The sequence below is a fragment of the Ralstonia sp. VS2407 genome (assembly GCF_052950655.1).
This window is the reverse complement of record NZ_JBRFVG010000227.1, coordinates 1-476: the sequence shown is the minus strand read 5'-3', so window position 1 is coordinate 476 and position 476 is coordinate 1. Positions and strand designations below refer to the sequence as shown.

The following is a 476-nucleotide window of genomic DNA, read 5'->3' as shown; positions in this document are numbered from 1 at the left end:
ACAATCAGGTCAATCTCGTCAATACGACCGATACGGACAAAACGCAGAGTTCGAACTCGTCGTCTGGGTCGAGCGTCGGCGTGTCGATCGGCACGAACGGCATCGGCGTCTCCGCATCGATGCAGCGCGCGCACGGCGACGGGAATTCGGACGCGGCGATCCAGAACAACACGCACATCAACGCCAGCCAGACCGCGACCATTGTCAGCGGCGGCGACACGAACGTGATCGGCGCGAACGTGAACGCGAACAAGGTTGTGGCCGACGTAGGCGGCAACCTGAACGTGGCGAGCGTCCAGGACACGACCGTAAGCGCCGCGCATCAGTCGAGCGCGGGTGGCGGCTTCACGATCAGCCAGACCGGCGGCGGGGCTAGTTTCAGTGCACAGAACGGCCACGCGGACGGCAACTATGCGGGCGTGAAAGAGCAGGCAGGTATCCAGGCCGGCTCGGGCGGGTTCGACGTGACCGTGAGG

1 protein-coding gene is annotated in these 476 nt (G+C 64.3%); it reads left to right on the top strand.

The window, feature by feature from the left end:
• A partial coding sequence (locus tag ACU8YE_RS24760) for a hemagglutinin repeat-containing protein (protein WP_446930091.1) occupies positions 1-476 on the top strand: 476 nt, incomplete at both ends.